This window comes from Streptomyces sp. NPDC047043, from assembly GCF_040644055.1.
Taxonomy (GTDB): domain Bacteria; phylum Actinomycetota; class Actinomycetes; order Streptomycetales; family Streptomycetaceae; genus Streptomyces.
Map to the genome: position 1 here is coordinate 1 of NZ_JBEYVO010000021.1, position 24,770 is coordinate 24,770.

Genomic DNA, 24,770 nt, shown 5'->3' on the forward strand with positions numbered 1-24,770 from the left:
CCGCTACGAGAAGACAGCCACCATCTACCTGGCCGGACTCCACATCGCAGGCATCTTCCTCTGGTCCGCCCGATGATCCAAACGAAACCGCCTAGGCCGCAAACCCGATATTCGTGACGTACTCGTACTGGCCCCACTGTGAGCCGAGGTCCACCACCACACCACTGACCCAGGCCTCGTCCAGAGCCTGGTCGTCGTCGGCCGCCCACGCCTCGACGATGCGGTCCCAGTGACGAACGTTGAGGGTGCGGTACTCGACCACGCGCTGCCGCGGCCGGTCGACCTGGGACTGGTTGAGTGGGTGGAATTCGACGCGGGTACCGCGGCCTGCGCGGTTGAGGCGCGCGAGCAAGTAGCGGGCGACGTTCTGGCGCCGCACGGTGCGGTACGCCGTTTCGATCTGCTGCAGGCTCTTCTTCGACGGGGTGCGCTTGCCCTGCAGCCACTTGTTGATGGTGGCGTCCGTGACGACGAGGCCGGCCTCTCGGGCCGCCTGGCGGGCGTGAGCGGTGCGGGTCAGGTAGTGCAGGCGGGCCAGCAGGCCGCGACGTTGCGTGATCGGCGTGGCGACGAAATGAGCGAGTGTGTCGAGGCGGCGGGCAACCGCCTCGTGGCCCTTCAGGCCACGTGCCCCGTACTTTCCGAATTCGAGGTTGCGCTCCGGCACGATGCGTCCCTTCCCCCTGCGACAGGCAATCTAGCGGACTGCGGCAGGCCTTCTGCGCACCCGCGCCCTTGAGTGGGCACGTCCGGCGGCGTGCCGGACCGCAGGTCACGGCATCTCGCCCTGACCGGTCGTCAGACACTCAGTGGGCTCCACCGGCCGCGCTACCGACGGTGTACACGTCCTTGACCTTCACCTCGGTGACGCCGCGGCCCTCGGCGAACACCGCGCGCCAGTCGCCGATGACGTGCAGCTCGTCGGTGCCCATGGCGCGGACGACCATCAGGCCTTCGTCGTAGGCGCGGTGGGCCTTCCACCACAGGTTTGCGAAGGCCTGCGAGCGGATCAGATGCATCCAGTCGGTGCGGTACAGCTCCCGGTTGTAGTTCGACTCCCCGAGTGTCGAGACGAACTTCGAGTACATCGCCTTGACGTACTCCAGCGTCACCTCATCGTCCTCGGCGATCGCCCTGTCCCGGGCGTCCTTCAGCGCGACCCGGAACTTCTCCAGCAGGCCCTCCGTCGCCCCGGAGGTCCACGACTCGTGGATCTGCGGTGGGTCGCACAGGCCGTACTTCAGTCCCGACACCCGCAGCAGCAGGCGCAGCGTCGGCTCCGTCACCCACAGCGGGCCGGGCTCGTCCCGGCTGCCGATCGGGTTCGGCAGGACCGCGTCGTGGTCCCAGTCCGGCGGGGTGATGAGGTGCACGCCCGCGCGGCGCCGGTCGTGGTGGTTGCCGGTGGAGTGCTCCAGCTGGCCCAGCGGGAGGTGCGTCTTGAGTGCGCTCAGGTAGGCGCCGTTGACGTCGAGTGCGGTCACCTCGTGCTCACCCGCGGGCAGTTCGGGCCGCGCCCACTTGGGTCGCGCCTCCCAGATCTCATCCGCGCCGCGGGAGGACTGCTTGCGCAGGACGTCGGGCAGCCACGGGTGCGCCACGATGTCGTAGCGGCCGCCCTTGCGGGTGTGGTCCAGCAGTGCCATCGCGTCCGGGATCGCCCGCTTCAGCAGTGCCTTGGTCGCTGCGTCCACGTCGCCGGAGTGCTCGGCGAGCGCGGCCGTGACGGCGGAGCCGATCAGGTCCGGGGTGTCGGCGGTCTGCATGCGGCGGCCGACGGGCACGACCTTGACGCCGCGTCCCGCCTGCCCCTGCCGGCCGGAGGGCTGGGCACGCCGGGGTTCCGGACGCGGAGCAGGCGTCTGCGGTACCGCGGGCTCGCTCGTCTGCGCGGGCTGGGCTGCGTTGCACTCCGCGGGATCCAGGTGCTGGGGGAATCCCGCGACCTGGTGACGGGCCATCTGCCCGCACAGCACACACGGCTGGGGGGTGGCGAGCGCCTCGACGTCGTCGTCTTGGCCTGCCGCCTGCTCGGCATCCGCGTGAACCTCGTCCTCCAACTCCTCCGCCGGGGCTTCCTCGGCCGCATCCGCTGTCTCGGCTGCTTCGGCGGCCAGTTTGGCCTTCGCTCCCTCGAGGAAGTATGCGTACTTCTCCCGCACTTCGCCGCTCGGGTCCCGTCCGGACTCCCAGCCCCCGACCGTGGACGGGCTGACCCCCAGGGCCTGCGCGAGCTGGGCGCGCGAAAGGCTGAGCTCCTCGCGCAGGGTGCGCCGCTCTTCGGCGGACGGCAGCGCCGCCTCCTTCTTGGCGCCGGCGAGCAGGGCGTCGATCGCGCCGAAGTCAGTCATCACGCGCCTCCTTCGACGGCAGCGGGGCGTGGAGTGCCGGTCTGGCGGCCGGGGACGCGGCGGCGCGTGGCGGGCAGCGCTTCCGTGGCCCGGGTGGGTCCTGCCAGGAGCTCGAGGACGTCGATGCCGTAGTGCGCGGCGACCGCCTCGCAGTCGGTCAGACTCCAGGCCGCGGTGCCGGACTGACGGCGGCTCACCTGGGCCTGGCTCACCCCGAGGGCGGCGGCGAGTTCGGTCTGCGACTCGCCGGACGCGTGCAGGAGCGCCGCCACCGCCGATCGCACTCGCTCTTCGAGGCTCATACCCATGATGCAGACTCTATCACTGAGGCCTCATGTATCATGCGAATATCGCATGGCCGTTTGTTGCGGAGGCTGACTCGATCGAGGGAACCCGCCTCCTGAACGACCGCCCTCTTCACACCGACGCTGGCCGAACACCTCCAGGCGCACGGCGAAGTAGTCGAGGACGAGCAGGTCGGAGTGGATGAGTTCACGCATCCGACGGTCCCAGGTGCGGTCTGCGTGTGCCGCCGGCCAGCTCGGCCAGGACCCGGCTGCTTCCCGGTCTACTCCTAATCCGGGCATGATTCCCTCGTGCATGAGGACACAGCCCATCGCGGGCCGGGACGGTACAGGCTGACGGACACGGAAAGCGGCCATGTCTGGGGTGTCTGCGCCGAGGCGGAGGGACTGTTCAGGGAACCGCGACGCGAGATGTACGAACTCTTCGACTGGATTCCGGACGGCACCGAGGTGTACGGCTGGGTCGCCAGCCGGGTGTGGTTGGTACCGGAAGACAAGACGCTCGATGCCTGGCTCCTGCAGGACGTCGAAAGCCTCGGACGGCAGGAGGGAACGGGCGCTCTCGTGTTCACCGGTCTGGACGACTACGAGGGCCCGCCTGAGGGACACCGGGGCCCTGTCCGGCTGCACGATGAGTACCGGTGGTTGGGCGTCTGCCAGGAATTCGCCCGCGTCCTGCCGCCCGAGCATGCAGAGCCCCCGCTCGTCCTGCGGCGGCTGGCCCCGGCAGATCGGCTTGAGCGGGCGCTGACGGCGGGCACCCGCCGCACACTGGCCCTGGGCGAGGCCTGGCTGGAAATACAGGACGATCGAGGCGAGCCGCTCACCGACCGACTGCTCCGGCCCAAAGTTCGCACCTGGCGCCCGTCCTCCTGCGGCACGCATCTGATCGACCTGGAACTCGACGCAGAGCTCACACCCGTTCCGGCTTACGCCCAGCCCATCTGGGAGCGCTGGCTAGCAGGCCCACCGGAGACCCCCGGTGCATGGACCGGCCTCGGCACCCGACAGCGTGGCGCCTGGCTCGACCTCGTCCGCGAGCGAGGCTGCCGACTCCAGCACCAGGAACGGGCAGCCGGACAGGCGTACGAGCTCGACGGCCGGCACATCACCGACGAACCAGGCCTCTACCTGGCACTCGGCGAGGCGCTCAACGGGCCGGGCGGCTACTTCGGCGGCTGCCTGGACGCCCTCGTCGACTGCCTGCGCGGCAACTTCGGCTACACCGCCCCCGCAACCCTGCTCTGGCGGGAAGCCGCGACCGCACGCAAGCACCTGTCCCAACTCCTGACGCCGGAGGGCGAACCATATGACCTGGTTGCCACGGTGCTCGAGGTCCTGGCCGAGGGCGGGATGCGCGTCACCCTCGCGTGAAGCGGCATCAGCCGGGCCGGCGTGGATCGGCCACGAGACCGTGGTGCAGGGACCAGCCCCGCAGGCGCGGGGAGGCAGCGTTGGCAGGATCTGCAGATCTGGGCGCAGCCGGGACAATCCCTGCGAACGCGGGGAGCAGGACAAGGCCAGCAGCAAGTACCGCCTGAACATCGAAGCGCACGGCATCCCGCTCGCGGCAATCACCACCGGCGGCAACCGCAGCGACGTCACCCAACTGATCCCGCTGATCCAGGCCGTCCCGCCGATCCGCGGTAAGCGCGGCCAGCCATGCGCCGGCCCCGAGCACCTGGACGCAGACCGCGGCTATGACCACGCGGCTTACCGGACAACGTCCGCCGGTTCCAGATCACCCCGCACCTCGCCCGGCGCGGCACCGGGCACGGCTCCGGCCTGGGCGTACCGCTGGGTTGCGGACGGAGCGATCGCGCTGCTGCGCTGGTTCCGCCGCCTGCGCACGCACTGGGAGATCCGCGACGACATCCACCATGCGTTCGTCACCCTTGGCTGCGCCGTCATCTGCTGGCGACGACTGCGCACCGCACTTTGTTGAGAGTAGGGGCGAGCGATCGCCCCAGGGGATGGCCTCCTCGATGCGTCAGAGCGCATTCGTAGCAGTCAGGCCCGCGCAGCCTCACATCCGGGATCTCAGCACGTCGACCTCACAGCCCGACGCGAAGGGGTCAAAGCCGTGCTCGATCAGCCAGCGAACCGCCAGCAGGCTTCGCAACGACCACCATGCGTGGATCACGTCGAGGTCGATGTCGGTGCCATACCCGGCGATGACGTCGACGAGGTGCTCCTCGTGTCCGAGCGTGAAGGTGGCGAGGTCGTACAGGGCATCACCCCGGCCCGCCTCGGACCAGTCGATGATGCCGGTGACCTCGTCGCCGTCGACGAAGACGTGCGCGATCTGCAGGTCGCCGTGTGTGAACGCCGCAGTCCACGGCCGGAGCGCGGCCTCGGCGACCTGGCGGTTGCGGGTGACCAGGTCGGCGGGCAGGACACCGTTCGTCACGAGCAACTCGCACTCGGCGTCGAGTTCCGCCGCCAGCGCGACGATGCCCCGGCCGGCCCGGCCCGGCAGGGGCGGCAGGGGCGCTTCGTGCAGCTTCCGGATGGCGGCGCCCGCCGCTGCCCACGCCGCCGGCGATCCGGTCGACGGCCCGCCGAGGCGCCCAAGCGTCGTTCCCGGGAGTGCGGCGATCGCGAGCACGGGCGGCTTGCGCCACAGGACCTCCGGGGTCGGGACCGGCGCCAGGGACATCGCCTCAACCTCGACGTCGATGCGCGCCTGATCGGCGTCCACCTTCAAGAACACGTCACCGACGCGCAGAGTCGCGCGCTCGGAATGGGCGACGACGACTTGGACCTCATCCATGGGCGACCAGTATCCCGGGGATGATCGCCGACGTCGCCGGGTTTGTGGCGTGCGGCTACGCGGCTGACCGCGTCCCGCTACCCGGCGGCCTCATGCACGACACCCACCTCTGGCCAGGCCACGCCCACCACCTCCTCACGGAAGGCGACGCTGTTGCGGGAGCCCGCCGTCTGCCTCGGAGCGCTACGCGACGAACAGCGCCGCCATCAGCGGCTGAACCGGCCCTCAGGGCGTTGTCAGTGGCAGCAGGCAGGATGGCGGGCATGACCACACCAGCTGCAGTGATCGTGGATGCCGCCGCCTACGCGCAGGCGGTCGAGGACGCGGTGAAGGCGTCAGCCGCCTACTACGTGGGCGGCACGTCCGTACTGGACGACGACGCCTACGACCGGCTGGTGCGCGGCATCGCCGCGTGGGAGGCCGACCATCCCGACCAGGTGCTGCCCGACTCCCCGACCGGGAAGGTCGCCGGCGGCGCCGTTCAGGGCGATGTCCCGCACACGGTGGCGATGCTGAGCCTGGACAACGTGTTCTCGCCGGAGGAGTTCACCGCCTGGACCGCCTCGCTGGCCCGCAGGATCGGCCACGAGGTCGAACGGTTCAGTGTCGAGCCGAAGCTGGACGGGCTCGCGGTCGCCGCCCGCTACACCGGCGGCCGCCTGAGACAGCTGATCACCCGTGGGGACGGGACGGCCGGGGAGGACGTCTCGCACGCGATCGGCACCATCGAGGGCCTGCCGGACGAACTCGCCGAGCCGGTCACCGTCGAGGTGCGCGGCGAGGTCCTGATGACGACCGCCCAGTTCGAGCAGGGCAACGAGGTGCGCACCGTGCACGGCGGGCAGCCGTTCGCCAACCCGCGCGGCGCCGCGGCGGGCACCCTGCGTGCCAGGGAGCGCGCCTACACGGTGGCGATGACGTTCTTCGGCTACGGCCTGCTCCCCTTGCCCGACACCGAGGCGGAGCTCGCCGCGCGGCTGGGCGAGCTCGCGCACAGCGAGCTCATGGCGCAAGCCGCCGCGTTCGGGATCAACACCACCGCCACCACCGCGGTGCCCGGCATCACCGCCGACACCGTCGAGGAGGTGCTGGCCCGGGTGCAGGAGGTCGCCGCGCTGCGGGCCCAGTTGCCGTTCGGGATCGACGGGATCGTCATCAAGGCCGACCTGGCCGCCGACCAGCAGACCGCAGGGTCCGGGACGCGGGCGCCGCGCTGGGCGATCGCCTACAAGCTGCCCGCGGTCGAGAAGATCACCCGGCTGCTCGAGGTGGAGTGGAACGTCGGCCGCACCGGCATCATCGCCCCCCGCGCCGTCCTGGAGCCGGTCGAGATCGACGGCGCCACCATCACCTATGCCACCCTGCACAACCCGGCCGACATCACCCGCCGCGACCTGCGCCTGGGCGACCTGGTCATGGTGCACCGGGCCGGCGACGTCATCCCCCGCATCGAAGCCCCCGTCGCGCACCTGCGCACCGGCGACGAACAGCCCATCGCCTTCCCCAAGGAGTGCCCGCGCTGCGGGGCGGGCATCGACACCAGCGAGCAGCGCTGGCGCTGCGAGAACGGACGCAACTGCCACCTGGTGGCCGCCCTGTCCTACGCGGCCGGCCGCGACCAGCTCGACATCGAAGGCCTCGGCACCACCCGCATCGTCCAGCTCGTCGACGCCGGCCTCATCGCCGACCTCGCCGACCTGTTCACCGTCACCCGCGAGCAGTTGCTCGGCCTGGAGCGGATGGGCGAGACCAGCACCGACAACCTCCTCACGGCCATCGCCGCGGCCAAGACGCAGCCGCTGTCGCGGGTGCTGTGCGCGCTCGGAGTGCGCGGCACCGGCCGGTCCATGTCCCGCCGCATCGCCCGGCACTTCGCCACCATGGACAACATCCGCGCCGCCGATGTGGAAGCGATGCAGCAGGTCGAGGGCATCGGCACCGAGAAGGCCCCCTCGATCGTCGCCGAGCTCGCCGAACTGGCCCCGCTCATCGACAAACTCGCCGCCACCGGGGTGAACATGACCGAGCCCGGTGCCACCCCGCCCACCTCGTACGACGGCGACGCCGGCGACCACGACGAGGACACTGAGCCGGCGGGCAGGCCGCTGGCCCAGATGACCGTCGTCGTCACCGGCGCGATGACCGGCGTGCTGGAAAAGCTCAGCCGCAACCAGATGAACGAACTCATCGAAGAAGCCGGCGGCCGCTCCTCCTCCAGCGTCTCGAAGAAGACCACCCTGGTCGTCGCCGGAGACGGCGCGGGATCCAAGCGGGCCAAGGCCGAAGCCCTCGGCATCCGTCTGGCCACCCCGGACGAATTCGCCGCCCTGGTCGCCGACTACCTCAACTGAGGCCCCCCAACGGGTGTTCCTCAAGTCACATCTGCAGTCGGGACTGCGCCGGAACAACCCGAGACGGTTGACCGTTCACCTATACGTGGCTGGCGGAGGGGACAGTGTCCCCGGGCCTCACCTGTAGCCCATGGGGACGATCGTCCGGCTGAAGCCCCCTGAAGCCCTTCGCCGAGAGCGACCGCCCTCCGTACGTCACCGCCCACGGCCCCGGCTGGTCTCCCCCGTCCAGCCGGGGCTTTTGCGTCCTGACGACAGACTCGTCCGGGATGTCCGGCCGTCGGCCGCGCAGTCCTGTGCATCCGGCGTCGGATCCGTCGGCCGGGTCACTTCTGTGACGTGAGCAGGACGATCGGGATTTCGCACACGGTCCTCAGCGCGTACTCGTGGCACAGTAGGCGACGCCGGCGAGGAGGAAGGGTCCGGCCAGGGCGGGGATGCCGAGGTGGTTGGCAAGGTCACCGGTCGGAGCCGCGAGGTTGGGGCCGACGACGCCGCCGAGGGTGGTGGCGACCAGGACGGTGGAGACGGCGCGGGCACGGTGGGCGGGGGCTGCGAGGTCGGCTCCGGCGTAGCGGGCCTGGAGGTTGGTGGCCGTACCGGCGCCGTAGATGAACAAGGCGATGAACAGCAGCACCGGGCTTTTGGCGACGGCGGCGGTGATGACGCCCGCGCTGCCGACGGCGCCGGTCAGGTACCCCACGGCCAGACCCGGGCGGCGGCCCCGGGCCTGGGAGATGCGGCCCACCGCGACGGCGGCGAGGGCCGAGCCGGCGGTGAACAGGGCGCTGGGCAGTCCCGCGAGGTCGGTGGAGCCGAGCATGTCCTGGGCGAGCAGGGCTCCGACGGTGATGCCCGCCGCGAGCCCCGCCCCGCTCAGAATCTGGCTGGTGACCAGGACGGCGAGGACGCGGCGCTGCGCCTCGGGTCGCGGGGATATACCGGCGGCGGTGTCCGCGGCGGTGCTTGTCACGAGTGAGTCCCCTCCTGGGGCTACAGAACTTCGACGACGAGATAGCCGTCGATACGGCGCAGGTGCTCGCTGTCGGGGTCGGGCGGGAGCGCGTGCCCGAGGTCGCCCGCGCGTACCTCGCTGATCCACTGGTCGTGCTGGTACTCGTGGTTGATGAGCACGGTGAGCAAGTGGGTGGCCACGATGGTGAGTTGGCTCGGGGCGCCGACCCGGCCGGCGGCGATGTCGCCGATGCGGGCGTGCACGCGCTCGGCGACGGTCTCGCGGAACTCGGTGAGCCGTTTGACCGTGGGCAGCTTGCCGCGGAACTTCTCCGGGTTCGCCGAGTCCATGAGTCCGTCCAGCTCCGGGTCGGGGCTGGGCTCGGCAGCGGTGAGGTTGCGGATCATGAAGTGGGCGACGTGGGCCTGATGGCCGAGGTGCCAGCCGATGGCGCTGGAGTTCTCGTGCGGGCGCCACGTCACCTCGTCCGGCGTGAGGTCCCGCCACAGATCGTCGGTGTAGGCACGGGCGCGGTCGTATTCGCGCAGCAACGCGTCTATCTGGAGCATGAGTTCGCCTTGTCTGTGGTGGTCGGGGACAGGACGGTGCGGGCCGCTCGCTCGGCGGCGGCAAGGGCGCCCTCGATGTGCCCGGAGTACTGGTCGGCCGTCTCGGTCGAGGCCCAGTGCAGCCTGCCGTTAAGCGCGGACCGTTGGTAGAGGGGGTGGCCGAACAGGGAGTAGTCGGCCAGGCGGTGCACGGCGGGCGGAGCGGTCCACCGCTCGCCGCTCCAGTCCTGTATGTGGAGCGTCTCGGGCTCGGCGGCGGCCGGGCCGAAGAGCTGGGCCAGCTGGGCGGTCACCGCCTGCTCGAATCCCGGACCGACAGCCTGGGCCTCAGCGAAGCCGAACAGCGCGGCGGGCCGGCCGTCGGGCCCCGACATGTCGTGCACCTCCTGCAGCGGGCCGGTTCGGCTGGCCGCCGCCCCGGCCAGCCCCACTTCCCGCCAGAAGGCGGCAGGGTAGCGGGCGACGACCTTGGCAACCGCCCCCATCCACACCGGGGTCGTGCGGGCGAGGCGGACCAGTTCGGGCGACAGCTCCGGGCCGAAGTCGATGCGTGCGAGGGCGAGCGCGGGAGGCACGGCGAGGATGACGTGCTCGGCGTGCAGCACCCAGTTCGGCGTACGGACGTCGAGCCCGCCCATGGCGCGGCGGTGGATCGCGGTGACGGGAGCGTCCAGTCGTACGACGTCCGCGGGCAGTCCGGCCGCGAGCACGCGGGCAAGGGCGTGGGCCCCCGGTGCGAAGCGGCGGGCAGGAGCGTCGAGCAGGTTGCCGTGCAGCCGTCGTACGCCGGTGGCGCTCTGCACCAGCGTGTCACCCGCCAGATGCTGCTTGAAGGTATCGATCCCGAGCCGGGCGGCGAGTTTTGCGACGCGCCGCTCCCCGTCCCAGAACCAGGTGGCCCCCAGATCGAGAGCCCCGGGCGGGGCAGGCGTGCTGAGCAGCCGCCCGCCGACCCGCTCGCGGGCCTCCAGGCACACGGTGTCGCGCCCGGCGGCGACCAGGGCGGCGGTCGCCGTAAGGCCGGCGATCCCGGCACCGACCACGACGACGTCGTGGCCGTGATGCTGGAGCATCTACGGCTCCCTCTCTGCTGCTGTGGCGGCGGTCAGGCGTCGGGAACGAGGACCATCCGGAAGCGGGCCTTGCCCTCTTGCTGGGTGTCGAGCGCCTGTTGCGCCTCCTCCAGCGGGACGGTCTGCACCCGGGGGCGGACACCGGTGGCGACCGCAAAACGCATGGTCTGTTCGGTGTCGGCGGGGCTGCCGGTCAGATGACCGGTGACGCTGCGCGCCCCCATCACCAGCTTGGCCACCGGCAGTTCGAGAGGAGAACCGTCGAAGCCGACGACGGTGAGCCGCCCGTGCGGGGCCAGCCCGTCCACCAGCTCTGCCAGCGGTTTGCTGCTGGAGGCCGTGGACAGGATCAGCCGCGCCCCGCCCAACTTCCCCAGCGCGGCTCCGGGTTGTTCCCGCTCGGTGTCGATGTAGTGCCGCGCGCCCAGCTCGTCGGCGAGCTTCCGCTTCTCCTCACCCCGCCCGATGGCCACCGTCTCGAACCCCATGGCCGCGGCGAACTGCACCGCCAAATGCCCCAGACCGCCGATCCCGAGCACGGCGACCAGGTCACCCGGCCCGGCGCCGGAGTGCCGCAGGGCGTTGAAGGTGGTGACGGCGGCGCAGCCGAAGGGCGCTGCCTCCTCCGCGGACAGGCCCTCGGGGATCCGGGCGAGAGTGGCGGCGGGAACCGTGATGGTGCTCGACCAACCGCCGGGATACGACATGCCCGGGATCTTCCGCGCCGGACAGTGCACGACATCGCCGGTACGGCAGGCGGTGCAGTGCCCGCAGCTGCCGCCGAACCAGCCGACCGTCACCCGCTCGCCCACCTCCCACCCCTGCACGTCGGGGCCCAGCTCCGCGATCACACCCGCGACCTCGTGGCCCGGGGTGACCGGGAAACCGGCCGCCGGAGCGGGATTGCGGACCGTACCGATGTCGGCGCCGCAGATGCCGGCCGCCTCCACATCGATACGCACCTCGCCGACACCGGGTGGCCGCGCCTCCACCGGGACGACCCGTACGGCAGCACTGGGCTCCGCCACTTGTGCGGCCCTGTGAACCTGGTTAGCGTCTTGGGACACGGAAATCCCTCCTTGAAAGAGAAAAGGGCGCGGATATCCACGGATACGGCGCGCGTGGCTCCGTTCGAACCGTAAGTCGTCCCGAACGTCCCCGGTAGAGGATCACGGTGAATAGGGGTATAAAGAGCGGCTATAGCCACGAGGAGAAGCAGCATGAACATCGAGGGGCTGCGCTACGCCCGGGCCGTCTCCACGACGAAGTCGTTCAGCGCGGCCGCCCGGGCCTACGGCGTCACCCAGCCCGCCCTGTCCCACGGCATCGCACGGCTGGAGCAAGAGCTCGGCGTGACGCTGTTCGAGCGCTCGCCGCGCGGGGTGAGGCCAACCGCGGACGGCACCCGGATCCTGCCCATGATCGACCAGGCCCTCGACGCACTGGACGCGATCGTCGCCGAGGCCGGACGGCTGGCCCAGCCGGCGTCCGACACAATCCGCATGGGCGTCTCCCCGCTCATCGGCGCCGACCTCGTCGCCCGGGCCTTCGACGCCGCCCGCAACCTGGACCGCCCGCGCGACCTGGTCCTGCGCGAGGCAGATCTCACACACCTGCGCGAGGACCTCAAGGCAGGAAACCTGGACGTCCTGCTCGTGCCGGCCGTACAGGCCATGCCCGCATTCCGGCATCGCGTCATCGCCCGCGAACCGGTCGTCGTGATCGACCCCGCCGACTCGCGGACCCAGAGCCCGGTCGAGCTGCGGGCCGCGGCCGACGCCGCCTACATCCTCGTACCGGACAGCTGCGGACTGACCACCTTCACCACCGAGCTCTTCCGCGACCACGACCTGCCATTGCGCACCTATCCCGGCGAGGCCTCCAACTACCGTGTACTGGACGAGTGGGCACGGATGGGCGTGGGCGCCGCACTCCTGCCCCAGTCCAAGATCACACACGACCACGGCAGCTCCCGTCCCCTCGTCCGGGCCGGGGCCCCCGTGGAGATCGCCTACGAGGCCGTCTGGGACAACGGCACCCCGCTCGCGGCCGACCTGGAGGACTTCGTCGCGGCTCTCACCCAGCACGCCGGTGAGGGCTCGGGCGATTGACCGAGATTATGACTCCATAACCCTGGCGCCTTTACCAGACTCGCCCGCAGAAATCCGCGTCGGGGATGCGGTGTATCTCCAAATCATTCCGGTAACCCTCCCGAGCGGGTCCCGGTGCGTGACATCTCCGAGACGGTCCGAGAAACAGGGCGTGTTCAGGGTGGCATAAGCCATCAGACCCCGAGGCGGAAGACGGTCGCCGCGTCAGCGGGGCGGAGCGCGGATCCTTCCAGGACCGGGCGGCCCGTTCCGGTGTTGCCGATCGGCTTCACGCGCATGATGAGCACCCCCGCCCCTGGCCGGCCTCACACCGAGAACTCGCGTATCACCGTGTTGCGGAACACCGCGCTGCCGCCGATCGTGAACAGGGCGAGCCGGGTGTCCAGCAGGTACGGGAACACCTGGCTGGTGTGCACGTGGCGGCCGTCGTCGACGAACATCTCCACCGACGTGCGGTCCACCAGGATGCGCAGTTTCACCGTGCCGGAGGACGGGTCGAACGGGGTGTGGCTCTCCTGCCACCTGCCGGACGTGTCGGCGTTCACCGTGTTGCGTCGGTTGAGGAAGGCGTAGTCGGCGTAGATCCCGGCATCGATGTGCCGACCGCCGTCGGGTGAGCGCCTCAACTGGAGGCCGGCGCCGGTGAGTTGGGACCAGGTGATCTCGGTCGTCACCTCGTAGGAGATACCGGTGTAGTCGAGCAGCTTCGTGCCGTCCACGGTCACGTCGCCCAGGTTCACCGTCCGGGAGACATGTGAGTCGAGGCCGGCGACGGGCTGGGAGGCGAGGTAGTAGGTGTTGTCGGATGCCTTCTTCAGGGTGATCTCGCGGACGATGGAGTCGGTGCCGTTGAAGCCGTCGCAGTCGATGGTGGGGGTGGTGCCCGCGTAGTCCCAGTTGTTCACCCATCCGATCGCGTACCGGGCAGCCGCGTCCACCGCGCCGCTCGCGTCCCGCTTGTCGAAGGTGACGGCGGCGTACCAGTCCCAGCCGTGGTCGAGCCACTGCGGGTTGCTCGCGTCAGCGGTGAACGCGCTGCCGTCGAAGGAACCCGTCCAGTAGGCGTACGTGTTGGGCAGCCCCGAGCTCTTCCCGTTGGCGCTCGCGCCGAGCACCCACTTCACGGTGCCGTCGCCGGCGGTGATGCGGAACAGGTCGGGGCACTCCAGGACGCCGATGCCGTCGTGGACGAAACCGTTCACGTACGTCCAGGACTTGAGGTCGTCGGAGTGGTAGAAACCGATCTTGTCGTTCTCGGCGAGGGCCATCACCCAGCGGCCCCGGTCCTCGTCGCGGATCACCTTGGGGTCGCGGAAGTCGGCGACGCCGGGGTTGGGCAGGACGGGGTCGGTCCCGTAGTTGTCGAAGGTGAGACCGGCGTCGGTCGAGTAGTACAGGAACTGCTCCTGGTGGTCGGTGCCGCCGCCGGGGGACATGGTGACGATGACGACGACCGCGCCCGCGCCGAATCCGGCCGTGTTGCCGGTGTCGACCACCGCCGAACCCGACCAGAGATCGCCGTTGGGCGTGGTGTCCTTGGCCACGGCGACCCCGCGGTCTGTGAAGGAGACCAGGTCCTTGGTGGTGGCCAGGCGCCACGCGGTGCCGGCGACACCGGTGAAGTAGTCGGCGTTGTAGAGGTAGTAGTAGTGGTACTCGCCGTCGATCCAGACGGGCCGCTGCGGGTCGTTCTTCCACTGGTCGGGGACCGTGAAGTGGTACGCGGCGCGGTAACTCGCCCCGCTCGCCGCGGCCTTGGCCTTCTTCTCGGTCGTGGCTTCGGGCTTCGGGGCGGCCGTGGCCGTCCCGGCGGACAGCAACGCGGCGGCGGTGCCCGCCGCCGATCCCGCGAACAGTGATCTCCTGGAAACCCCCGATGTTCCGGGCATGACACATCGTTCCTCTCGTGGCGGCCCCGAGGGCCCGTGGCGGCTCGTCACGCACGCGAGTGCGGCTCACACCGCGGACGGCGTGAAAAATCGGCTCATGTGAACGAGGACTGTAGACCTAACTCGTTAAAGGTCAAGCGTTCCCGACCCTTGACAGGTCTGCTGACCGGTTCACATCATCTGGGACATCAACCCTGATCTAACACGAGTTAGGCCCGTTTGATGACTGACTCGCACCTCCCCCGCCGCACGCTGCTGCGGTACGGCGCATACGGGGCCGGAGCAGCGGCCCTGGCCGCGACCGCCGCGAGCTGGGACCGGCTCACGGGAGCCGACATCCCCGGCCGTGACGACGGCTCCCTCGTCGTCGCCACCCTCGGCTCCGCCTTCGACCCGGCCACCGTCGACGCCCTCACCAAGGGCTTCCACCGGCTCCACCCCGACATCCCGCTGCGGGTGAACGCGGTGCAGGCCGTCGACTGGTCGGACTTCTTCGCGAAGATCCTCACCCAGATCGCCGCGGGCACCGCCCCCGACCTGGTGTATGTGGCCACCGAGGGCGTGCAGCTGTTCGCCCGGCGGCTCGGCGTGCCCCTGGACCGCTGGGTGCGGCGGGACGCGGCTGAGCTGCGTGAGTACTTCGCCGACGTCCACCCCTCGCTGGTGGAGTCGATGATGTACGAGGGAAACCTCTACCAGCTGCCGATGGAGTTCAACGCCGCCGACATGTACCTCAACAAGCAGGTGCTGAAACGGGCAGGCGCGGGTTTCCCGGCGGCCGACTGGAGCCGCGACGACTTCACCGCGCTGCTGCGGGAGATGAAACGTGCCGGCGATGCGCACTTCACGCCCTACTTCTGGACCAACCGGCTGTGGGGCGGCGTGGTGCCCTGGCTCTTCGCGGGCGGCACGAACCTGCTGAAGGAGTCGAAGGCGCCCGGCGGCTCCTGGCTGTGGGACACCTTCTACCCGGCCGCCGACCGGCAGGGGCGCGGCGGGGGCTTTCGCTGGACGACCCCGCAGGCCACCGCCGACCGGGTCGAGGAGGCGTACGACTATCTCGCTTCCCTCGTCCAGGAGAACCTGTGCACCCGGCCCGAGGGCGGCAACGGCAGCAATCTGGTCGGCGTGTTCTCCACCGGCCGCGTCGGCGTCACACCGGCGGGCGGATTCTGGGCGGGCGGCCTGCATCTGGCCGGCATGCGGGCCGCCGACTACGACGTGCAGTACTTCCCGCGCTGGCGTACCCAGCGCCACCAGTTCGGAGCGGCGGGCTACGCGCTGCTGCGCACCTCGAAGAAGCAGGAAGCCGCCTGGGAGTTCATCAAATACGCGGCCCGCAAGGACACCATGACCCGGCTGTTCCAGAGCAACCAGACCACCCCGGCCCGGCGTTCGATGCTGAACGCCGCACGCTACGCCGCGAGCGGCCCGGCACACTGGCAGGTCTTCTACGACACCCTCGACCGGTTTCCCGACACCGGCCCGATCCCCGCGCCGCCGCAGGTCGCCGAGGTGACCGACGTCCTGCTCAAGTACACCGGCACCGCGCTGGCCTCGCCGCGTGCGGTGGGTCCCGCGCTGCGCCGGATGCAGGGCGACCTGGAGCAGGCCATGGAGCGTGAGGTATGACGAACACCCAGGTCCCGGCCGTACGTCCGCGGCCCGCCACGCCACCCGCCGTCGCCGTGCGGCCGTCCGTCCGCGACCGCGGCGCCCGGCTGCTGGCCGCGCTGTTCCTGGCGCCCACGGTCGTCGGCATCGTCGTCTTCACGGTCGTGCCGATCATCGGGTCCCTCGTGCTGAGCCTGTTCCACTGGAACGTGATCGACCCGCCCCGTTTCGCCGGCGGCGCCAACTACCGCACGACCTTCACGGACTCGACCGTCCTGGTCTCCTTCCGCAACACGCTCCTCTTCATGGTCCTCGCGGTCGCGCTGCAACTGCTGATCGCGCTGGCGCTGGCGCTCGCGCTGAACGGGCGGATGCCGGTGTGGCTGCGGTCGGTGTTCCGTTCGGCGTTCTTCTTCCCGCTGGTGCTGTCCGCCGCTTCGATCTCGGTGGTGATGAAGTACCTGTTCAACCAGGACTTCGGGGTGGTGAACTGGCTGATCGGCCTGGTCGGCGTCGCGCCCGTGCCCTGGCTGACCTCGGAGCACGCGGCGATGGCCACGGTGATCCTGGTCTACGTCTGGCAGCAGTTCGGGTTCTCGTTCCTGCTGTTCGTCGGCGGTCTGAACAACATCCCCAAGGAGATCCACGAGGCCGCCGCTCTCGACGGCGCGACCGGCCTGCGCAAGCACCTCGGCATCACGCTGCCGCTGCTGTCGCCGACGCTGCTCGTCGCGTCGGTGGTCGGCATCATCAATGCCCTGCAGGTCTTCGAACAGCCCTACGTCCTCACCGACGGCGGACCCGGCGACGCCACCCGCACCGTGGTGATGGTGATCTACGAGAGGGCCTTCGAGCAGCTCGACTTCGGCGAGGCATCCGCGGTGGGCGTGCTGCTCTTCGTGCTGATCATGGCGGTCACCGCCCTCCAGTTCCGGCTCAGCCGGCGTTTCGTCCACTACCAGTGAGCCGGTGAGCCGCATGAGCCAAGCAACCCCGACCCTGAGCCGCGTACGCTACTCGCTCGCCCCCTGGGCCCGGATCGCCGGACTGACCGTGTGCGCCCTGCTGACGCTGGGCCCGGTCATCTGGACCGTCGCCACCTCCCTGCGCACTCCGGCCCAGTCCTTCGACCTGCCCCCGCAGATCATCCCGACGCACCCGACGACCGCGGCCTACCGCGGGGTCTTCCAGCAGATCGACGTGTGGCTGCTCGCCCTGAACTCCACACTGGTGACGGCACTGATCGCCGTCGGCCAGATGATCACGGCGGGCCTGGCCGGATACGCCTTCGCGCGCCTGGAGTTCCGTCTCAAGAAGCCGCTCTTCGGCCTGGTCCTGGCGACCATGATGGTGCCGTTGCAGGTCACCATCGTGCCGGTATTCCTGGTGCTGAAGTCGATGGGCCTCACCGACACGCTCCTCGGCCTGATCATCCCGGCCTTTCCGACGGCCTTCGGCACTTTCCTGATGCGCCAGTACTTCCTCGGTATGCCGAAGGACCTGGGCGAGGCGGCCATGCTGGACGGCGCGGGGCCCTGGCGGATCTTCCGCTCGGTGTACGCGCCGCTGGCCACACCCGGCCTGGCGATCGTCGGCGTGCTGGCCTTCAACTACCACTGGAACGAGTTCTTCCGCCCGCTGATCCTGGAGACCTCCAGCCAGAACTACACGCTGCCGCTGGGTCTGGTCTCCCTGCAGGGCAACCTCGGCACCGGGTCGATCTCGGTGGTCCTGGCCGGGGTCGTGCTCTCGATGCTCCCCGCCGTCGCCGTGTTCGTCGTCGGCCAGCGCCCTCTGCGTGAGGGCATCACGTCCGCAGGAGTCAACCGTTGAGCCATGACCCCAACGCGCCGCGTTTCAGGGTCCGTCCGCCCGTCGGCTGGATCAACGACCCCAATGGGCCGTTCCGTTGGCGGGACCGCTACCACCTCTTCTACCAGCACAACCCCGATGCGCCGGTGCACGCGAACGTCCACTGGGGTCATGCCTCCAGCGCCGACCTCGCGCACTGGGAGGACCATCCGATCGCGCTCACCCCGACACCCGGCGGCCCCGACGAGGCGGGTTGCTGGTCCGGCTGCGTGGTCGACGACGACGGCGTGCCGACCGCCGTGTATACGGGAATCGACCGCCACCACACCGGCCTCGGCTCCCTCTGCCTGGCCCGGGCCGTGGTTCCGGACGACGAGACACTGACCGACTGGAAGCCCCTGCCGGCGCCCGTGGTGACCGGCCCGCCGACCGGCCTCGACGTGGTCATGTTCCGCGACCCGTTCGTCTTCACGGACAGCGGGCGGCGATGGGCGCTGGTCGGTGCGGGGCACGCCGACGGCACGCCGTCGGTCCTGCTCTACGACTGCGACGACCTGACCGTCTGGCGGTTCGCCGGTGTGCTGCTGGACGGCAAGGACCCGGTGGCCGTGGGCGTGTTCGGCGACAAGTCGGTGGGCTGGGAGTGCCCGCACCTGTACCGGACAGCAGGCGGCGACCACGTGCTTGTGGTGTCCCTGTGGGACGGAGATCCCTGCTCCACCGGATACCTCACCGGCCGTCTGCAGGCCGATGGCCAGGGCGCGTTGAGGTTTGTGCCGCGCGCCGGCGGCCGGCTCGACCAGGGGCGGGACTTCTACGCTCCCGCCGTGCTCCAGGAACCGGACCGCGCACTGCTGTGGGGCTGGTCGTGGGAGGCCCGCCCGCAAGAGGAGACGCACCGGGCCGGATGGGCAGGCGTACTCACCGCGCCACGGGTCGTCGACATCCACCCCGACGGTTCACTGCGGGTGAGTCCGGCCCCGGAACTCGACCTGTTGCGCCCGGCCGAGCCGTTCGTCACCGCGCCGGGCCGGGTTCCGCTTCCCCACACGTACGACCTGACGGTCACCGCATGTGAACCGACCACGCTAAGCCTGCTCCGGGGCGCGGCGGGCCGGGAGCTGACCGTCCGGGCGGACCCTGCCTCGGGCACCGTCGTCCTCGACCGCAGCGCCTGGCCCCGGACCGGCAGGGAAGGCTCCGCCCCGATCACCGTGCACGTGCCGAAGGGGCCGGAACTCGCGCTCCGGCTGCTCGTCGACGGCTCGCTCCTCGAACTCTTCGTCGCGGAACGGGCCATGGTCACCGAGCGCGTCTACCGGCGCCCCGGCGACATCGCCGAGCTGGTCGTCGACGGGCCGGGTGCCCGGGTCACCGGATGGGCGCCGGCCCCACGGAGGCGCGAGTGACCACAGGGCAGGCCAGGCGCCGGACGCTCGCGGGCGGCGTACGGCCGGCTTCGATGGCGTCCAACAGCAGCCGGGCCGCCGCCTCGCCCATCGCCCGGTGCGGCAGCGCGACCGAGGTGAGCGGCGGTGTGAGGAACGCGGCCATGTGCTCCTGGTCGTCGTAACCGACCACGGACAGATCGGCGGGCACGTCGATCCCGAGCCGGGTCGCGGCGTGCAGGACACCCGCCGCGACCCGGTCGTTGTAGCACAGGACGCCAGTGGGGCGACGGCCCGGCTCGACCCCGTCGAGCAGGCGCAGCGCCCCCGCGTATCCCGCGGAGATCTCCCCGCCGCCGCGCACGATCCACTCCTTGGGCACGGTGACGCCCTCGGCGCGCAGCGCGTCCCGGAAGCCGCGGGTACGTTCCACCGAGGCGATGTCGTCCAGACCGCCGATCACGGCGAGCCGGCGGTGGCCCGCACCGAGCAGCAGCCGGGCCGCGGTACGGCCACCGGCGCGCTCAGCAGGGATCACGGCGGGCAGGGAGTCGTCCTCGGGCAGGCAGTTGGCCAGCACGGAGTGAATGCGGTGCAGGCCCTCGGGGACGCGGACCCGGCGCAGTGACATGGCCGCGTAGATGATGCCGTCCACGCGCCGGTCGAGCAGTTCCGCGACGGCCGCGTCCTCCTTGGCCGGGTCACCGCCGGAGTCGACGGTGAGGACGAGATGGTCGCTGTCCCAGGCGGTCTCCATGGCGCCGCGCAGCAGCCGACCGGCGAACGGCGAGGACGCGATCTCATCGGTGACCAGCCCGATCACGGCCGTGCGGCGACGGCGCAGACCGCGGGCCACCGGGTCGGGGCGGTAGCCCAGCCGGACCGCGGCCTGCCGGATGCGTTCCTGGGTGGCGGGCGAGAGGTTGCCCTCGGCCCGGCCGTTGAACACGAAGGACACCGCGGTGTGCGACACGCCGGCGAGCCGGGCGACGTCCCGTGACGTCGGGCGCCCGGTGCCCGTGCTCCTGCTCTCCTCGGCACCGCCCACGCCGTCCGCCGCCCTCGCCCAGCCCGTCCCTGTCGATCACCGCCCACCCTATCCGCGGAGAGCGCCACGGCACACGGGAGACCTCAGGGCGCCGCGGCGTGGGCCTCCGATTTGATCACCGGATCTCCCGGAGGGCGGGGACCACTTCGGACCGGGCGTAAGCACGTCATCCGCCGGCGATGCCGGCCCACCGGCCCGGTGGGGTAGCGCGGGCCAGACCGCGGGGGCCGCTCACGACGACCGGGCTGTGGTGGCGGACCTGACTGGCGCCCTCGCTGAAGGTGACGTCCATGGTCCGGCGGACGGTGTTCTCGATGACCCAGTGCGCGCGTGCCCGGCCGCGATCTTCTTCGCGGTGGCCTGCTCGGCGCGCAGACCGGTGACAGCGTAGGCGATCTCGGCCTGCCGCTCCTTCTCGCCGATGCGGCGGCCCTTGCGACGGATGCGCACCACCTGGCGGGCAGGCAGGAAGCACAGTCTGCTGACAGTAACGATCTTGACTTCGCGGATCTCTTCCCAGCCCTCCCGCGTTCGCGGAAACAGTCCGGAACGGGGACATGACTCCAGGGCAGCGGGCTCAACTGTCGGGCCAGGGACGGCTGGTTGTTCTTCTCCGCCAACAGGTAGCCCGCGCTCGGCGGGCTTCAACGAGGTAGCTTGCAGCGGTCCGGCATCCACCGCCACCCACCGGTCCGTGGCCAGCATCTGCGCCGAACGCCGCACCAGCTCGCCTCGCCCTCATGCCCTACTATCGCCCCGCTTCAAAGCATTTCCGTGATGCGCCGCCGCCTTCTGCCTCAAACGCGGCAGACCCTGTTCGACGCCCGAGGTGGACCAGGCAATCGAATCGCATCTCTGCCGCCTGACCGCGTCGATCTCGGCACGGCACGCTGGAACCCCTCGAGGCTCAATGAGCGGGGGCATTTCGGGAGACCCTGTGGCATCAACGAGCGCCAGGTGACCAGGAGGCGCGCTCGGGGCTGTCAACTGCCGTTCCGGGCGGGCGAGGACGGGGCTGTGGAGGTCCGGCCAGGCTCGGGCCCCGCGGCGGCTCCGGTTGGGTTTCGCCAGGCCTGGATCAGTTGGCCCAGGCGGCGGGCCGGTGTCTCGCTGGGAATGAACAGGACGACCGCTACCAGGGCAAAGGCGCAGGCCGTGAGCCCTGCGATCGCCCAGACGGACGGGCCTCCGCGCGCCATGGCCATCATGAAAGCGGCGGCCGCCCCCAGTACGCCGCCGATGCGGGCCGCCACGCTCACCATCAGCGCTCCTGGCAGGCCGGGCGGCGCAGTGTCACGGACAGCCTGGGTGTGCCGAGCAGAACTCGGAGGATGAAACGGGTGCGGCTACGGCACGTAGCAAGCACGGCCAATTCGGCGCGCCACTCCTCCCGCCATCGTGCGCGCTGCGGGGCGGGGAGCAGCAGGGTGAGCAGAGCCAGCAGGCGCGTGGTGACGGCGAACGCGGAGGACGCGGGCTGAAGCACGGCCGCGGACAGGTCGTGCAGTTCACGGCTCACGTCGGTCAGGCCCGCCGCCCGGGCCAGGGGGGCGAGGACATCCAGGGTTTCCCGGGCTTTGCGGTGCTGCTTGGCCGGGTCCAGGAATGCGATGGTGCGCATGTTGTGCAGCCGGTCGGCGAGGCAGACGGCCCGCACGGCCTCCTCCCGCGTCGGCCGGCCATCCGGATCTGCGGCTTCGAGGGTGAGACGGCCCGGTGGGATCGCACCGAGCATGACGGTGCGGACAGCCGACACCAACTGGGCGATGTCCTGGCCGAAGTGCTCGACCACGCGGCCCTGCGGGCAGGGCGTGTCGCCGATGTCGTGCAGCAGGGCGGCGCACACGACGGCTGGCGGCATGCCGAGGTCAGCGACGATGGCGGCTACGGCGAGGCAGTGGGTGAGGTACGGGTCTCCGCTGCGCCGGGTCTGCCCTTCGTGCCAGTGGGCGGCCTCGTCGTGCGCGTGCTCGATGAGCGAGACGTCTGTCTCGGGGTGGTGCGCACGTACGACGGCCAAGATCCTGTCCAGGGACGGGGTGTTGCCGCGGCGCCTGCTCAGCCGGGGCGCTAACCGCCGCCGGGCCCTCATGACGCTCCCCCATCGCCGAGCGGGCGGGCGGCTACCCATCCCGGCAGGGGCTGTTTGCGGGCACGGTAGGCGTGTGCGAGGGCGTCGCGCGCCTGCTCGGCGCCGTCCTCGGTGATCCGGTAGAAGCGGCGGCGCGGACGGCCGGCTTCTTCGTGTACGGACGGGTCCTCCCAGGTGCTGTCCACCCAGCCGACTTGTTCCAGGCGGGCGAGGATCGGATAGATCGTGCCCGACGGCAGTCCCGCCAGCTCGCACAGCTCAAGGCCATAACGCTGTTTGGCGGGATCCTCCAGCAAAGCCTGCAGCACCAGTTGGGTCTGCAGGGTCATACGTAGGCTACCCATACTCGTACTCTACATAGCCTATATACATCTTGTCTAGAGTAAGTGACGCCGCGTATATCCCCCCATGACCTCGCCACGGCCCCGGCGACCAACGGATGATCAGCGCACGCTCACAACGCACACAGCGGAGCTCCACGCTTCCTGGCATGACATGCCCTCAGGACAGAGGGACGCGGGTATCAGACGCGACTGTTGCTGCCTGCGGTCTGGCACCGGCGACGCCCGGCCAAGTCGTCAAGCCGGACACATGGACAGCCACCAGACGGCTCCTCGCCGAACGGTGACCACTCTCCCCGCGGCCCTCGGCGGCTTCCCGGCTGACCCACACGCTCTTCGGAGGGCGTGAGGACATCGCTTCCTTTGTGCGTGAGGCGTATCTGCTGGGCGTGCCCCAGCGCAGCCCCGCGCAGAGCGCCAAGCCCCTCATGGCCGAGTCAGGCGCTGGGCAGTCTCGACGACAGCAGGGGGCACAGGCGTTCGTCAGTCGGTGACCCGGCAGTGGATGGCTTGCTGGCCCGTCGCTTGGGCGAGTTGGCGGGCCATTTCGGCCACGAGCCGGTCGGCGGCCTCTGAGGAGGGGGCGTCCTCGACATCGACGTACCAAGTACCGAGCAGTTCCCACGACGCGCAGACGGTTGCTGTACCAGAGCGAAACGTCAGCACGTCCGAGTCCTCAAGGATTTCGCATTCGAAAGATCTTGGCTGCAGGACGGCTGCGAGGTTGGTGCCAAGGGTTGGCCAGTCGTCGCCGTCGGCTGTGCTGATCGTGTACTCGGGCATGGAGGCATCGTGTCAGCTCGGGTGCGAGGTCGTGGCGGCTTGATGACCGAGTCAGGCCACTGCGCTGGTTGTTGGCGCGAGGCGGCCGTAAAGCGGCGGTTGTCCCGGAGCAGAGCCCAGAGAACGTTGACGCGGCGACGGGCGAGGGCGCCAAGCGCTTGACGGGGCATTGCTTGCTGCCGGGTGTGGACTGCAGCGGGAACGCCGGTGCTGCCGGCGCCAGTGTGCTGGTGATGTGAGGCCGGTTGCGTCGTGCGGTGCGTCTCGGCGGGGTGGGTTGTTGCGGCAATCCGATCCAGGGCAACGGTCCGGTGGGTTCGGTAGTCGAACGGAGTGGCCTTTCGTTCGTTTGTTGTGCCCGTCGCCAACAGCCGCTGTTCGGGGGTTGTTTGTGCGTGGGTGCCTTGTCCCGTGGAGGATTCATGAGCCGTTTCGCCGCACCGCTCGGCGTCAGACGAGGTGGCGGTCGCGGACCCGCCGGGTCCGTGACCGCCGTACGCGCCCTGTGGCGCGCCCCCCTTGGTGGCGCGGCAAGCCGCGGTGCCGTGGTGGGGGCCGTCGCCGTGCTGCTGGTGGGAGCCGGAGCCCGGGCCGATGCCGCGGCCGATACCGGGCTCGGCGGGCCGACGGTCGGCGATGCCGTCGTCAACTCCGGCCACGACGTCATCGTGGGGATCACACGCAATGTGGTGTTCCCGGTGACGGTCACGGGATCGGATGACTCCGGACTGTCCTTCGCCGATGTGGATCTGAAGGGGCCGCACGGCGGCTTCTACACCACCGACGCATACTGCGAGACCCCGACGGCCTGCACCACGTCGTTCACCGTCAACGCCCACCCCGCCCCCGGCAGTGACGACCCGGTGGACCTGGCCAATGCCAACGCGGGAACCTGGACGGTGGACGCCCTGGTCGACGCCAACGACGGGGACTCCGTCTTCGCTCCCGGCGTGGGGTCGTTCAGCCTCAAGCGGGCCGCCCGCGTCACAGTGAACGCATCACCGGAACCCGTGCCCAAGGGCGCACACATCACCATCACCGGCAAACTGGTGCGGGCCAACTGGGACACCTACCGCTACGCGGGATACGCAGGCCGGGCAGTGAAGCTGCAATTCCGTCCGAAGGGCAGCAGCACCTACACCACAATCGCCACGGTGAACACCAGCAGCACCGGCACCCTGCACACCACCGTCAAGGCAGTCAAGGACGGCTACTGGCGATGGCACTTCACCGGCACCACCACGACCGGGCCGGCCACGGCCCCCGGCGACTACGTCGACGTGCGCCCCTGAACCGGCGAACACCCTGAACAACC

General features: G+C 70.3%; 23 protein-coding genes and 1 pseudogene. 9 read left to right on the forward strand and 15 right to left on the reverse strand.

Annotated elements, in window-relative coordinates:
- Positions 1-91 precede the first annotated feature (91 nt).
- The 3 genes from ABZ880_RS30245 to ABZ880_RS30255 all read right to left on the reverse strand — a co-directional run bounded on the left by ABZ880_RS30245 (position 92) and on the right by ABZ880_RS30255 (position 2,659).
- On the reverse strand, positions 92-667 hold the full coding sequence (locus ABZ880_RS30245; protein ID WP_361268992.1) for a helix-turn-helix transcriptional regulator: 576 nt from the start codon (positions 665-667) through the stop codon (positions 92-94).
- A gap of 139 nt (positions 668-806) precedes the next feature.
- On the reverse strand, positions 807-2,351 hold the full coding sequence (locus ABZ880_RS30250; protein WP_361268994.1) for a helix-turn-helix transcriptional regulator: 1,545 nt from the start codon (positions 2,349-2,351) through the stop codon (positions 807-809).
- Complete coding sequence (locus ABZ880_RS30255; protein WP_361268996.1) at positions 2,351-2,659, reverse strand: helix-turn-helix transcriptional regulator; 309 nt, start codon at positions 2,657-2,659, stop codon at positions 2,351-2,353. The genes ABZ880_RS30250 and ABZ880_RS30255 overlap by 1 nt, the downstream gene beginning before the upstream one ends.
- A 288-nt stretch (positions 2,660-2,947) precedes the next feature.
- On the opposite strand from ABZ880_RS30255, the gene ABZ880_RS30260 reads away from it, so the two are divergent.
- Both ABZ880_RS30260 and ABZ880_RS30265 read left to right on the forward strand, forming a co-directional pair.
- Positions 2,948-4,030 (forward strand): barstar family protein, encoded by a 1,083-nt coding sequence (locus ABZ880_RS30260; protein ID WP_361268999.1) that lies wholly within the window; start codon positions 2,948-2,950, stop codon positions 4,028-4,030.
- A gap of 40 nt (positions 4,031-4,070) precedes the next feature.
- Positions 4,071-4,601: a hypothetical protein gene (locus ABZ880_RS30265; RefSeq protein WP_361269001.1), complete on the forward strand. Its 531-nt coding sequence runs from the start codon at positions 4,071-4,073 to the stop codon at positions 4,599-4,601.
- 81 nt (positions 4,602-4,682) lie between these two features.
- Here ABZ880_RS30265 and ABZ880_RS30270 read toward each other — a convergent pair whose 3' ends face one another.
- The gene (locus tag ABZ880_RS30270) at positions 4,683-5,429 is read right to left on the reverse strand and encodes a phosphotransferase (protein ID WP_361269004.1); all 747 of its coding nucleotides are present in this window, start codon (positions 5,427-5,429) and stop codon (positions 4,683-4,685) included.
- A 263-nt stretch (positions 5,430-5,692) separates the two neighbouring features.
- Between ABZ880_RS30270 and ligA the strand changes: the two genes are divergently transcribed.
- Entirely contained in the window at positions 5,693-7,780 is a 2,088-nt protein-coding gene (ligA, locus tag ABZ880_RS30275) for an NAD-dependent DNA ligase LigA (RefSeq protein ID WP_361269007.1), read from the forward strand.
- Positions 7,781-8,174: 394 nt separating this feature from the next.
- Here the strand turns inward: ligA and ABZ880_RS30280 are convergent.
- The 4 genes and pseudogenes from ABZ880_RS30280 to ABZ880_RS30295 all read right to left on the reverse strand — a co-directional run.
- Positions 8,175-8,753, reverse strand: a pseudogene (locus ABZ880_RS30280) (MFS transporter); the annotation flags it as partial.
- A 20-nt stretch (positions 8,754-8,773) separates the two neighbouring features.
- Complete coding sequence (locus tag ABZ880_RS30285) at positions 8,774-9,304, reverse strand: DinB family protein (RefSeq protein ID WP_361269010.1); 531 nt, start codon at positions 9,302-9,304, stop codon at positions 8,774-8,776.
- On the reverse strand, positions 9,292-10,377 hold the full coding sequence (locus tag ABZ880_RS30290; RefSeq protein WP_361269014.1) for an FAD-dependent oxidoreductase: 1,086 nt from the start codon (positions 10,375-10,377) through the stop codon (positions 9,292-9,294). Before ABZ880_RS30290 ends, ABZ880_RS30285 begins: the two co-directional genes overlap by 13 nt.
- Before the next feature lie 32 nt (positions 10,378-10,409).
- Positions 10,410-11,444: an alcohol dehydrogenase catalytic domain-containing protein gene (locus ABZ880_RS30295; RefSeq protein ID WP_361269017.1), complete on the reverse strand. Its 1,035-nt coding sequence runs from the start codon at positions 11,442-11,444 to the stop codon at positions 10,410-10,412.
- Between the two features lie 153 nt (positions 11,445-11,597).
- Between ABZ880_RS30295 and ABZ880_RS30300 the strand changes: the two genes are divergently transcribed.
- Entirely contained in the window at positions 11,598-12,488 is an 891-nt protein-coding gene (locus tag ABZ880_RS30300) for a LysR family transcriptional regulator (protein WP_361269019.1), read from the forward strand.
- Between the two features lie 305 nt (positions 12,489-12,793).
- On the opposite strand, the gene ABZ880_RS30305 is transcribed toward ABZ880_RS30300, so the two are convergent.
- Positions 12,794-14,377, reverse strand: a complete 1,584-nt coding sequence (locus ABZ880_RS30305; RefSeq protein ID WP_361269022.1) for a GH32 C-terminal domain-containing protein — start codon at positions 14,375-14,377, stop codon at positions 12,794-12,796.
- A 222-nt stretch (positions 14,378-14,599) separates the two neighbouring features.
- On the opposite strand from ABZ880_RS30305, the gene ABZ880_RS30310 reads away from it, so the two are divergent.
- The 4 genes from ABZ880_RS30310 to ABZ880_RS30325 are packed head-to-tail and all read left to right on the forward strand — an operon-like array spanning position 14,600 to position 19,212.
- On the forward strand, positions 14,600-16,009 hold the full coding sequence (locus ABZ880_RS30310; RefSeq protein WP_361269026.1) for an extracellular solute-binding protein: 1,410 nt from the start codon (positions 14,600-14,602) through the stop codon (positions 16,007-16,009).
- Complete coding sequence (locus tag ABZ880_RS30315; RefSeq protein ID WP_361269029.1) at positions 16,006-16,956, forward strand: sugar ABC transporter permease; 951 nt, start codon at positions 16,006-16,008, stop codon at positions 16,954-16,956. The genes ABZ880_RS30310 and ABZ880_RS30315 overlap by 4 nt, the downstream gene beginning before the upstream one ends.
- A 13-nt stretch (positions 16,957-16,969) precedes the next feature.
- A complete protein-coding gene (locus ABZ880_RS30320) occupies positions 16,970-17,824 on the forward strand; it encodes a carbohydrate ABC transporter permease (protein WP_361269031.1) in 855 nt (284 codons plus the stop codon).
- On the forward strand, positions 17,821-19,212 hold the full coding sequence (locus ABZ880_RS30325) for a glycoside hydrolase family 32 protein (RefSeq protein WP_361269033.1): 1,392 nt from the start codon (positions 17,821-17,823) through the stop codon (positions 19,210-19,212). Before ABZ880_RS30320 ends, ABZ880_RS30325 begins: the two co-directional genes overlap by 4 nt.
- On the opposite strand, the gene ABZ880_RS30330 is transcribed toward ABZ880_RS30325, so the two are convergent.
- The 6 genes from ABZ880_RS30330 to ABZ880_RS30355 all read right to left on the reverse strand — a co-directional run bounded on the left by ABZ880_RS30330 (position 19,175) and on the right by ABZ880_RS30355 (position 23,455).
- A complete protein-coding gene (locus ABZ880_RS30330) occupies positions 19,175-20,239 on the reverse strand; it encodes a LacI family DNA-binding transcriptional regulator (RefSeq protein ID WP_361269035.1) in 1,065 nt (354 codons plus the stop codon). The genes ABZ880_RS30325 and ABZ880_RS30330 overlap by 38 nt on opposite strands.
- A gap of 166 nt (positions 20,240-20,405) precedes the next feature.
- On the reverse strand, positions 20,406-20,531 hold the full coding sequence (locus tag ABZ880_RS30335) for a hypothetical protein (protein ID WP_361269037.1): 126 nt from the start codon (positions 20,529-20,531) through the stop codon (positions 20,406-20,408).
- 691 nt (positions 20,532-21,222) lie between these two features.
- On the reverse strand, positions 21,223-21,501 hold the full coding sequence (locus ABZ880_RS30340; protein WP_361269040.1) for a hypothetical protein: 279 nt from the start codon (positions 21,499-21,501) through the stop codon (positions 21,223-21,225).
- The gene (locus tag ABZ880_RS30345; RefSeq protein ID WP_361269043.1) at positions 21,501-22,259 is read right to left on the reverse strand and encodes an HD domain-containing protein; all 759 of its coding nucleotides are present in this window, start codon (positions 22,257-22,259) and stop codon (positions 21,501-21,503) included. Before ABZ880_RS30345 ends, ABZ880_RS30340 begins: the two co-directional genes overlap by 1 nt.
- A gap of 68 nt (positions 22,260-22,327) precedes the next feature.
- Positions 22,328-22,660 (reverse strand): PadR family transcriptional regulator, encoded by a 333-nt coding sequence (locus ABZ880_RS30350; protein WP_361269046.1) that lies wholly within the window; start codon positions 22,658-22,660, stop codon positions 22,328-22,330.
- Between the two features lie 495 nt (positions 22,661-23,155).
- Positions 23,156-23,455 carry a hypothetical protein gene (locus ABZ880_RS30355; RefSeq protein WP_361269049.1) on the reverse strand — a complete coding sequence of 100 codons (300 nt, stop codon included), beginning with the start codon at positions 23,453-23,455 and terminating at the stop codon, positions 23,156-23,158.
- 422 nt (positions 23,456-23,877) lie between these two features.
- On the opposite strand from ABZ880_RS30355, the gene ABZ880_RS30360 reads away from it, so the two are divergent.
- The gene (locus ABZ880_RS30360; protein ID WP_361269052.1) at positions 23,878-24,747 is read left to right on the forward strand and encodes a calcium-binding protein; all 870 of its coding nucleotides are present in this window, start codon (positions 23,878-23,880) and stop codon (positions 24,745-24,747) included.
- The last annotated feature ends 23 nt before the right edge of the window (positions 24,748-24,770 follow it).